Source organism: Streptomyces sp. NPDC059371 (assembly GCF_042751995.1).
In the GTDB taxonomy this organism is placed as follows: Bacteria; Actinomycetota; Actinomycetes; order Streptomycetales; family Streptomycetaceae; genus Streptomyces.
This window is the reverse complement of record NZ_JBHYXD010000164.1, coordinates 1-10,569: the sequence shown is the minus strand read 5'-3', so window position 1 is coordinate 10,569 and position 10,569 is coordinate 1. Positions and strand designations below refer to the sequence as shown.

At 70.9% G+C, this 10,569-nt stretch carries 9 protein-coding genes; 4 read left to right on the top strand and 5 right to left on the bottom strand.

Annotated elements, in window-relative coordinates:
• Positions 1–127: 127 nt before the first annotated feature.
• The 4 genes from ACFXGX_RS41980 to ACFXGX_RS41965 form a co-directional block, all read right to left on the bottom strand.
• The gene (locus ACFXGX_RS41980) at positions 128–367 is read right to left on the bottom strand and encodes a chaplin family protein (RefSeq protein WP_384803374.1); all 240 of its coding nucleotides are present in this window, start codon (positions 365–367) and stop codon (positions 128–130) included.
• Positions 368–565: 198 nt separating this feature from the next.
• Positions 566–811, bottom strand: coding sequence for a chaplin (locus ACFXGX_RS41975; protein ID WP_355774743.1), 246 nt, complete (start codon positions 809–811; stop codon positions 566–568).
• Between the two features lie 146 nt (positions 812–957).
• Complete coding sequence (locus ACFXGX_RS41970; RefSeq protein WP_384803371.1) at positions 958–1,599, bottom strand: response regulator; 642 nt, start codon at positions 1,597–1,599, stop codon at positions 958–960.
• Positions 1,592–2,758 carry a GAF domain-containing sensor histidine kinase gene (locus ACFXGX_RS41965; protein ID WP_384803368.1) on the bottom strand — a complete coding sequence of 389 codons (1,167 nt, stop codon included), beginning with the start codon at positions 2,756–2,758 and terminating at the stop codon, positions 1,592–1,594. Before ACFXGX_RS41965 ends, ACFXGX_RS41970 begins: the two co-directional genes overlap by 8 nt.
• A gap of 184 nt (positions 2,759–2,942) precedes the next feature.
• Between ACFXGX_RS41965 and ACFXGX_RS41960 the strand changes: the two genes are divergently transcribed.
• The 3 genes from ACFXGX_RS41960 (at position 2,943) to ACFXGX_RS41950 (ending at position 5,817) form a co-directional block, all read left to right on the top strand.
• Complete coding sequence (locus ACFXGX_RS41960) at positions 2,943–3,638, top strand: SDR family NAD(P)-dependent oxidoreductase (RefSeq protein WP_384803365.1); 696 nt, start codon at positions 2,943–2,945, stop codon at positions 3,636–3,638.
• On the top strand, positions 3,635–4,762 hold the full coding sequence (locus ACFXGX_RS41955) for an S-adenosylmethionine:tRNA ribosyltransferase-isomerase (protein ID WP_384803362.1): 1,128 nt from the start codon (positions 3,635–3,637) through the stop codon (positions 4,760–4,762). Before ACFXGX_RS41960 ends, ACFXGX_RS41955 begins: the two co-directional genes overlap by 4 nt.
• A gap of 290 nt (positions 4,763–5,052) precedes the next feature.
• Positions 5,053–5,817, top strand: a complete 765-nt coding sequence (locus tag ACFXGX_RS41950) for a transglycosylase SLT domain-containing protein (protein WP_384803359.1) — start codon at positions 5,053–5,055, stop codon at positions 5,815–5,817.
• Between the two features lie 82 nt (positions 5,818–5,899).
• On the opposite strand, the gene ACFXGX_RS41945 is transcribed toward ACFXGX_RS41950, so the two are convergent.
• Positions 5,900–8,383 carry an FHA domain-containing protein gene (locus ACFXGX_RS41945; RefSeq protein WP_384803356.1) on the bottom strand — a complete coding sequence of 828 codons (2,484 nt, stop codon included), beginning with the start codon at positions 8,381–8,383 and terminating at the stop codon, positions 5,900–5,902.
• A gap of 238 nt (positions 8,384–8,621) precedes the next feature.
• Here ACFXGX_RS41945 and ACFXGX_RS41940 point away from each other — a divergent pair, with 238 nt between their 5' ends.
• Complete coding sequence (locus ACFXGX_RS41940) at positions 8,622–10,442, top strand: streptophobe family protein (protein WP_384803353.1); 1,821 nt, start codon at positions 8,622–8,624, stop codon at positions 10,440–10,442.
• Positions 10,443–10,569: the final 127 nt, after the last annotated feature.

The following is a 10,569-nucleotide window of genomic DNA, read 5'->3' as shown; positions in this document are numbered from 1 at the left end:
GGGGTCGCCCCAACTGGCTCGGGTGTCGGGGGGCCCGGTCCTGTTGCAAGTTGTGACGCGGGGGGGCGTTGGCGGCGGGGCCCCGCGAAACGTTTCCGTTCGCGGGGCCCTTTCGGCGGGGGGTGGCTCAGCCGTTGACGCCCGTGTTGCCGAACGTCGGGTTCAGGAGGCCGACGAGGTTGGCGGTGTTGCCCACGACGTTGACGGGGACGTGGACGGGGACCTGAGCGACGTTGCCCGAGACGGCGCCCGGCGAGTTGGCCGCCGTGCCCTTGGCGCCCGAGTCGGCGAGGGCGGCACCGGCACCAGCGCCCGCGGCGATACCGGCGACGGTGACGGCCAGGGCGGCCTTCTTGGCGATGTTCATGAAAAGTGTTCCTCCTGCGTTCACGGATCCGACCCTGCCGAGGGTCGTACGCTGAGAAACGCCGCCGAGTCGGGGACGGCACGGGGAGCCGTACTGATTGCCCCGTCCGGTGCAGTCCGCGGATGAACCGACAAGCCGACCGGCCCCCCCAGGGGGTCCCTGGAAGGCCGGGGGTCAAGGTCGCCGCGACGGGGAACCTCAGTGGTTGAGGCCGAGGTTGCCGAAGGCCGGGTTCAGGGCGCCGATGACGTTCACGCTGTTGCCGACCACGTTCACCGGTACGTCGACCGGGGCCTGGACGAGGTTGCCGGAGACGACGCCCGGGGAGCCCACGGCCTTGCCGGACGCCGACGCGCCGTCCGCCGCCGAGGCCATGCCCGCGCCGGCGGCGACCAGACCGCCGGCCACCATCGCGACGGCCGTGAACTTCTTCAGGTTCTTCACTTGCGAAACCCCTCCTCGCGAACACCGCGGCAGGTCCGCCGCGGCGCACTGGAGAACGGCCGGGATCCACGAAGGATGCGCCATCCGGGTGACATACACCCGACGGTATGAATCTCATCCCGGAGCGACGCCCTCCGAGTTGACGATCAGTCCGTGATCCCGTGCCGTACGGCCCAGAGCGCGGCCTGGGTGCGGTCGGCGACGTCGAGCTTCATCAGGATGTTCGAGACGTGGGTCTTCACGGTCTTCTCGGAGAGGACGAGGGCGCGGGCGATCTCCCGGTTGGAGCGGCCGTCCGCGATCAGGCCGAGCACCTCCCGCTCCCGCTCGGTGAGCGAAACACCTCTTCCCTGACCCGAGTTGACTTCCTCCTGGGACAGCAGCGCGTTCGCGACCTCGGCCTGCAGGACGACGTGTCCCGCGTGGACCGAGCGGATGGCTCCGGCCAGCGCGTCGGGATCGACGTCCTTGTACACATACCCTGCGGCGCCCGCGCGTAGGGCCGGCACCACCGTGCGCTGCTCGGTGAAACTGGTGACGATCAGCACGCGCGCGGGGTTGGCGAGTTCGCGGAGCCTGCGCAGCGCGTCGATGCCGTCCATCTCCGGCATCTTGACGTCCATGAGGACGACGTCCGGTTTCAACTCCTCGGCACGGGCGACGCCTTCGGCTCCGTCGGAGGCCTCCCCGACGACCTCGATGTCGTCCTGCACTTCGAGGAAGGTGCGCAGCCCCCGGCGGACGACCTGGTGGTCGTCGACGAGCAGCACCTTGATTGCGTCAGCCACCAGGAACCTCCATCTCGATCACGGTGCCCTTCCCGGGCGCCGATTCCACGGTGAGTGTGCCGCCGACCCCGCTCGCCCGGTCCCGCATCGACACCAGGCCGAGATGACGGCCGGCGCTGCGTATCGCGGTGGGGTCGAAGCCGCCGCCGTCGTCGCGGACGTGCAGGACGGCCCCGGGGCCGCGCCGGTCCAGGGTGACGTCGACGCGGGCGGCGCCGGAGTGCCGCAGCGCGTTGTGCAGGGCCTCCTGGGAGACCCTGAGCACGGCCTCCTCCTGGGAGGCGGGCAGCGCTCGTACACCGTGGCTGGAGAAGGTCACGCACGCGGAGTGGGCGCGGTCGAGGACCTGGATCTGGGTGCGCAGGGTGGCGACGAGACCGTCCTCGTCGAGGGCCGCGGGGCGCAACTCGACGACGGCGGCGCGCAGTTCCTCGGTGGCCTCCGCGGCGAGCGCGGCCACGTGCTGGAGTTCGCCCTTGGCGCGGGAGGGGTCGCGGTCGACGAGGGTGGCGGCGGCCTGCGCGGTCAGGCGGAGGGAGAACAGCTTCTGGCTGACGGCGTCGTGCAGTTCGTGCGCGAGCCGGGAGCGCTCCTCGGCGATGGTGAGCTCGCGGCTGCGTTCGTAGAGCCGGGCGTTGGTCAGGGCGATCGCCGCGTGCTGGGCGAGGATGGTGAGGAGTTCCTCGTCGTCCTCCGTGAAGCCGCAGCGGTCCTCCGGCCGGGAGCACGGCGGTGCCCCCTCGGGCCGCATCTTGTTCGCGAGGAAGAGCGCGCCGATGATCTCGTCGCCGTCGCGGATGGGCAGGCCGAGGAAGTCGGACATGTCGGGGTGGGCCGCGGGCCAGCCCTCGAAGCGGGGGTCCTCGCGCACGTCGGCCAGGCGCTCGGGGCGGGCCTCGCGGAGCATCGCGGCGAGGATGCCGTGCTGGCGCGGGAGCGGTCCGATGGCCTTCCACTGCGCGTCGCTGATCCCGTCGACGACGAACTGGGCGAAGCCGCCGTGGTCGTCGGGCACCCCGAGAGCCGCGTACTGCGCGTCGAGCAGTTCTCGGGCCGAGGCGACGATCGTCTTGAGGACGTCGCGCACTTCGAGATGCCTGCTCATGGCCAGCAGCGCGGAGCTCACCGCGTACAGGCCCGACCGGGGTCCGTGACTCATGACCCCAAAGTACCTGCGGGGTGTGACAGCGCGTATCGGGCCGCCGGCCTCGCCCGCCGGGCCATTGGGCCTAGGACGAAGGGCCCCTGATCATTGCGGCCCGCGTCCGAGGCGCCCGGGCGGACCGCGTTCCTACCGTGAGGGCAGCCGCCGGGAAGGCGGTCCGAGCGAGGGGACGGTTGTCATGCCGGTAGCGATCATCACAGGGGCCTCGAAGGGACTGGGGAGGGCGCTCGGCGCGGCTCTGGCGGAGCGCGGCTGGGATCTGGTGCTCGACGCCAGGACGGCCGGGGTGCTGGAGGAGACCGCGCGGGCGCTCTCCGCGTACGGGACGCGGGTGGAGGCCCTTCCCGGGGACGTGACGGACGCCGGTCACCGTGCCGAGCTGGTGGCGGCGGCCCGGAAGCTGGGCGGTGTCGATCTGCTCGTGAACAACGCGAGCGCGCTGGGCGCGGAGCCGCTGGTGCGCCTCGAGGAGCTGGATCCGGAGGGACTGCGGCGGGCCCTGGAGGTCAATGTGGTCGCCGCGCTGGGCCTGGTCCAGGAGGCGCTGCCGCTGCTGAGGGCGGCCGGGGCGGGCGCGGTCGTCAGCGTCAGTTCGGACGCCGCGGTGCGGGCGTACGAGACGTGGGGCGGTTACGGGGCCTCAAAGGCCGCGCTGGACCATCTCTCGGCGGTGCTCGGCGAGGAGGAGCCCGGTCTGCGGGTGTGGGCGGTGGATCCGGGGGACATGGAGACGGACCTCTATACGGCGGCCGTACCTGACGACGATGATCCGCGCCCGGCGCCGGACCGTGTGGTCCCGGCCTTCCTGCGGCTGCTCGACGAACGGCCGGCCAGTGGGCGCTACGCGGCTTCGGATCTGCCGGAGGAGCGGTGACGACGGTGGCGGGGGTCTCTCGGGCCGGGCGCGGCCGGGAGTGGGGAAGCGTTCCGGAGGAGTTGTCGGCGCGGGTGCCGGCGGAGCAGCGCGGTCCCGGCCGTGACCGGGATTCCGTACGGCTGCTGGTGTCGCGCGGTACCGAGGTGTCGCATCACGCGTTCGTCGAGCTGCCCCGGTTGCTGAAGGCCGGGGATCTGCTGATCGTCAACACCTCGGCGACTCTGGCGGCGGCCGTGGACGGGCGGATCGGGCACGCGCGCGTGGTAGTGCACTTCTCCACACGGGGTGACGACGGGCGGTGGGCGGTCGAGCTGCGGGATCCGGACGGCCGCGGCACCACGCGCGCGCGGGCGGGCGGTCCCGCGGGGACAGTGGTGTGCCTGCCCGGGGACGTACCTCTCGTGCTGGAGGAGCCGCTGACCGCGCGGGGGCGGCGGCTGTGGTGGGGGCGGGTGCCGGACGCGGACGTGCTGGGGCTGCTGCGGCGGTACGGGCGGCCCATCCGCTACTCCTACACGGACAGGGACCAGCCGCTGTCCGTGTACCAGACGGTCTTCGCGCTGCCGTCGGACGACGGGGCGGGGAGCGCGGAGATGCCGAGCGCGGCGCGTCCCTTCACCTCGCGTCTGGTGGCGGAGCTGGTGAGCCGGGGTGTGCAGTTCGCGCCGGTCACCCTGCACACGGGGGTCGCCTCGGCGGAGTCGCACGAGCCGCCGTATCCGGAGCGGTACGAGGTTCCGGCGGTGTCGGCCCGGCTGATCAACGCCGCGCGGGCCGGTGGAGGCCGGATCGTCGCGGTCGGTACGACAGCGGTGCGGGCCGTGGAGTCCGCGACCGGCGAGGACGGGCTGGTCCGGGCGGCGAAGGGGTGGACCGGTCTCGTGGTGACTCCGGAGCGCGGTGTGCGGGCCGTCGACGGGCTGGTGACCGGGCTGCACGAGCCGGAGGCCTCGCATCTGCTGATGCTGGAGGCGATCGCGGGAGGGGCGGCGGTCGACCGTGCCTACGACGAGGCGCTGCGTGGGCGCTATCTCTGGCACGAGTTCGGGGACGTGCACCTGATCCTCCCCGGGAACAGCCCTCACTCTGAGCATTGCTCGGGCAACTCCACGTCAGAATGATCGAGGACCCCTGTGAGCCCGCGCATAGGGTCCACGTCACGTACGAAGGCGCATAGGAGATAAAAGGGACAAGGTGACCAGGGAAGACGTGCCAGTCTGCCCCGATTTGCCCCATCTGTGTCCACTACCCGACTTCGTAGGTCACACCTTTGCCAGAGCATTTTGCGACCGCTAAGAATTGCTCATGTCGCTCAGCGCCTCGGGTTCTCCCCCGGGGCGTTTGTTCCGGAAACACAGTCCCTACCGGGACGCAGAGCGACCTCCGCGCTATTCGAAGAGGTCTATCAGTCATGCTCAAGAACATTGCCGATCGTGGTCGTAGTCCGAAGCTGACGAAGCTCCACAAGTACTCGCTCGCCGGTGTGGCCACCCTCGGTGCCGCCACCCTCGCGTTCTCCCTGGCGCCGAGCGGCTCGCACACCACCACGGACGACGCCGCCTCCGCGGCGCCCGTCGCCTACAGCGGAAAGCAGATCCAGGGCGTCGAGTCCGTGGCCGGCACGAGCTCCGCCGACCTGAAGGCCAAGACCATCGAGGCCAAGCACAAGGCGGCGGACTCCGCGGCCGCGGCGAAGAAGAAGGCCGCCGTGGCCGCTGCCGCCAAGAAGAAGGCCGCCGCCGAGGCCGCCGCGAAGAAGAAGGCCGCCGCCCAGGCCGCCGCGCGGAAGAAGGCCGCCGCCGCGAGCCGCTCCACGCAGCGCATCAAGCTGCAGACGGTCTCCGCGAAGACGTACGCCAACAACCTCGACGGCTGGATCCGCCAGTCCCTCGACATCATGAAGGCGAAGGGCATCCCCGGCAGCTACCACGGGCTGCACAAGAACATCATGCGTGAGTCCTCGGGCAACCCGATGGCCATCAACGACTGGGACATCAACGCCATCAACGGCATCCCGTCGAAGGGCCTGCTCCAGGTCATCCCGCCGACGTTCAAGGCGTACCACGTGGCCGGCACCTCGTGGGACATCTACAACCCCGTCGCCAACATCACCGCCGCCGCCAACTACGCGGCCGACAAGTACGGTTCCATGGACAACGTGAACAGCGCGTACTGAGGACTCAGCGCGGAGTTCCCACACAGACGCCGAAGGGCGGCACCCCGACCGGGGGTGCCGCCCTCGCGTCGTTCCCGGGCGTCTACTTGCGCATGACCTCCGGCTCGTGGCGGCGCAGGAAGCGGGCCACGAAGAAGCCGCAGGCGATACCGAGGACGATCAGCGCGATCATGTCCACGGTCCAGGCTCCGGCGGTGTGGTCCCACAGCGGGTCCGTGCTCGTCGGGTCGTCCTGGTTCGGGAAGATGTTGTTCAGGTCCAGCGTCGCCCCGGACGCGGCCACCGCCCAGCGGGCCGGCATCAGATACGAGAACTGGTTGACACCCACCGTGCCGTTCAGGATGAACAGGCAGCCGGTGAAGACCACCTGGACGATCGCGAACATGACCAGCAGCGGCATCGTCTTCTCGGCGGTCTTCACCAGCGAAGAGATGATCAGGCCGAACATCATCGACACGAAGCCCAGCGCCATGATCGGCAGCGTGAGCTCGACCTTGGGCAGACTCTTGAGGATCAGGCCCTCGGACGGGACCTCGCGGCTGCCGAAACCGATGGCGCCGACCAGCGCGCCCTGCAGCATGGTGATCACACCGAGGACGATCACCTTGGACATCAGGTACGCCGAACGCGACAGACCCGTCGCGCGCTCCCGCTCGTAGATCACCCGTTCCTTGATCAGCTCACGGACCGAGTTGGCGGCGCCCGCGAAGCACGCGCCGACCGCGAGGATCAGCAGCACGGTGGTGGCGGTGCCGTTCGCCACATGGGCGCCCGACGGCAAGATCTTGTCGTTGACCAGCAGCGTCTTGCCGTTGTCGATGAGCAGACTGACCGAGCCCAGGACCGCCGGCAGGATCACCGTCAGCGCCAGGAAGCCCTTGTCCGACACGATCACCGAGGCATAGCGGCGCATCAGCGTCATGAGCTGGGAGCCCCAGCTCTGCGGCTTCGGCGGCTTCATCGCCTGCGCGGACGGCATCTGCGTCGACTGCGGAGCCACCGCGTCGATGTCCGCCGCGTACATCTGGTAGTGCTGCGAGCCCTTCCAGCGGCCCGCCCAGTCGTAGTCGCGGTAGTTCTCGAACGCGGAGAACACGTCGGCCCAGGTCTCGTAGCCGAAGAAGTTCAGCGCCTCCTCCGGCGGACCGAAGTAGGCGACGGAGCCGCCGGGCGCCATCACGAGGAGCTTGTCGCAGATCGCGAGCTCCGCCACGGAGTGCGTGACGACGAGGACCGTACGGCCGTCGTCGGCGAGGCCGCGCAGGAGCTGCATGACGTCGCGGTCCATGCCCGGGTCGAGACCGGAGGTCGGCTCGTCCAGGAAGATCAGCGACGGCTTGGTGAGCAGCTCCAGGGCCACCGAGACACGCTTGCGCTGGCCACCGGAGAGGGAGGTGACCTTCTTCTCCTTGTGGATGTCCAGCTTCAGCTCGCGCAGCACCTCGTCTATGCGCGCCTCGCGCTCCTCGCCCGTGGTGTCGGCGGGGAAGCGCAGCTTGGCCGCGTACTTGAGGGCCTTCTTGACGGTCAGCTCCTTGTGCAGGATGTCGTCCTGCGGGACCAGACCGATGCGCTGACGCAGCTCGGCGAACTGCTTGTACAGGTTCCGGTTGTCGTAGAGGACGTCACCCTGGTTGGCGGGGCGGTAGCCCGTGAGCGCCTTCAGGAGCGTCGACTTGCCGGAACCCGACGGGCCGATGACCGCGACGAGCGACTTCTCGGGAACGCCGAAGGAGACGTCCTTGAGGATCTGCTTGCCGCCGTCGACGGTGACCGTCAGATGGCGGGCCGAGAAGGAGACCTCGCCGGTGTCGACGAACTCCTCGAGCCGGTCGCCGACCAGCCGGAACGTCGAGTGGCCGACGCCGACGATGTCGTTCGGGCCGAGCAGCGCGGAGCCGCCCTTGGCGATCGGCATGCCGTTGACGTACGTGCCGTTGTGCGAGCCGAGGTCGCGGATCTCGAAGCGGCCGTCCGGCGTCGCGTGGAACTCGGCGTGGTGGCGCGAGACCTGGAGGTCGGAGACCACCAGTTCGTTCTCCAGCGCACGGCCGATGCGCATCACGCGCCCCAGCGAGAACTGGTGGAACGTCGTCGGGCTGCGGTCGCCGTAGACCGGCGGTGCCCCCGCGCCACCGCCGGGTCCCTGCTGCTGCGGAATGCCCCCCGAATGCTGTGCGTTCTGCGGAGCCTGCGACCCCTGCGGCGTCGGCTGCTGAGCCCAGCCGGGGCCGGCGCCCTGCGCCGCGAACGGCTGCTGCGCCACCGGAGCCGCGGCACCGGACACGCTCAGCCGCGGACCGTCGGTCGCGTTGCCGAGGTGCACGGCCGAACCGGGACCGATCTCCAACTGGTGGATCCGCTGCCCCTGTACGAAGGTGCCGTTGGTGCTCCCGTGGTCGTCGATGACCCAACTACGGCCGTTCCAGCTGATCGTGGCGTGGCGCCAGGAGACCCTGGCGTCCTCGAGCACGATGTCCCCCTGCGGATCACGTCCGAGGGTGTGAGGCCTGGACGCGTCGAGCGTCCAGGTCCGTCCATTCAATTCCAGTACGAGTTCCGGCACTCCAGCCCCACTGAGTTGTCCCCCGAGTTAGCCCCATCACAGGGAGTCTAGGGATGTCGAACATCGTGGGGAACTATTTCAGTTCAGGCCCCCTGACCGAAAGTCGGGCCTTGTGAACGTTGATGGCGGGCGGGCTGTCCGTATCCGTTGACGGGGTTGAAACCGGCCCGGAGAGTGGTAATCCCACACGAGGGGGACATGCGCGGGATCACCGCGTCGCTGATCGGGGGGTCTGGCGATGAGCATCGGGACCACGCACCACGGCGGGAACGGCGGGCGGGTGCCGTGGGGAGATGTGCTGCTGTCCGCGATCGCCTCCGTGAGCTGGGCGTTGATCGGGATGGCGGGCACCGCCGCACTCGGTCTGCATCTGCTCGGGGCGGACACGGCGGCCTCGCTCGGTCCGATGACCGCCGCGATGGTGGCTCTCGGAGCGGGCGGCGCGGTGACGCCGTCCGGCAACGTCTCCGCCTTCGGGCTGAAGGGCGCGCAGGCGCACACCGCCATCCAGATCACGCCGCTCGGGGTCGGGCTGGTCGGCGCCCTGCTGCTGTCGTGGTTCTTCCTGCGCTCCTTGCGCGGGGCGGGAGTTGTCCCCACTCCTGCCGAACTCCTCGCGCGGGCGGGCTCGGTGGTCGCCCTGTTCGTGGCGACCCTGGGCGGGCTCGCCTGGGCCGGACACGACGTCATCACGATCGACGGCGACAAGCTCGGGCTCGACAAGGCCGTGGGCGGGGGCGGCGGGCTCGGTTCCATCACCGACAAACTGCCCGGCGGTCTCGGGGATCTCGGCGGTCTGCTGCCCGGCAGGATCGGTGACCTCGTGAAGGCGAAGGCCGCCGTGGGGTTCTCCGTCGACACCGTGCCGACCCTGCTCGGCGGAGCCGCGTGGGCCGCCTCGGTCCTGCTGATCGCGCTGCTGGCCTCCCGGCGTACGCCGCTGCCGCGCGGCTGGGACGCCGTGCACCGCGCGGTGCGGCCGGCCGTCTCCTCGCTCGTCGCCGTCCTGCTGGTCGCCGTCCTCGCCGGGGTCGCGGCGGCCGCGGACGCGGCGATCGGCGACGACCATCCGAAGCGGATCGCGGGAGCCGCGCTGCTCGGCGCGCCCAACGGCGTGTGGCTCGCCATACCCCTCGGGCTCTTCGTCCCCTGGGACGGGAAGGCCACCGGCGAGCTCGCCAAGCTGTTGCCCGACCCCCTGGACAAGCTCCTCACCGCCGACGCGTCCCGGCCCCTCACCCTCGGGCGGCTCGCCGAACTCGACGGGCGGGTATGGCTGTTGGCGCTCGCGGCCGCTCTGATGATGCTGTACGCGGGCGTCCTGACGGCTGCGCGTACGCCATTCGTACGGGCGGGGAGTGCGGCGGTGGGAGGAGTCCCTGGGGGGCCGGATGTACGAGGGGACGGTGCTCTGCGGTTCGCCGGGCGCTGCGCACTTCGGCTGGGGGTCGTGACGGCGCTGGCGCTGCCGCTGCTCGCGTGGCTGACGGAGGTGTCGGTGGACGCGTCCCTGTCCGTGTTCGGGTTCGACGCGTTCGGGGCCGGCGTCGAGCTGCGGGGACGGCTGGGGGTGGCGCTGGTGCTGGGGGCTCTTTGGGGGGCGGGGGCGGGGGCTGTGGGGGCGTTGCTGGCTCGGGTCTGTGGCGCTGCGGGGCGGGGGGTTGTGGAGGGTGCTGGGGTTGTGGGGAGCGTTGGGGCTGTGGGGAGCGCTGGGGTTGTCGGGGGCGCCGGGGCTCCCGGGGTGGCGTGGGGGGCCGGGGGGTCTGGTGGTGCGGGTGACAGCGCGGAGGCTGGGCCCTATCGACCTCGGGGGTCGTACCGGGCGCCGAACCCTGACACCAATCCGTATCTGAAGGTGCCGGACGAGTTGCGGGAGCCGGAGCCGGAGGATCGGGCGGGGGATGTGTACGGGGCGCCGACGATGGTGGGGCCGGTCGGGCCGGTCGGGCCGTCGTCGAAGCGGAGGCCGGACGGGCCGCCGCCGCTGCCTCCTCCCCCGCCGCCGGTTCCGCCCTCGCCGGACGAGGGGCGGCCGGGTCCGCGTCGGCCGCGGCGCTGAGGGCGCGGGGCCGGTGCCGGGTTCCGGTCGGTGGGTTCCGGTCGGTGGGTTCCGGTCGGTGGGTTCCGGTCGGTGGGTTCCGGTCGGTGGGTTCCGGTCGGTGGGTTCCGGTCGGTGGGTTCCGGTC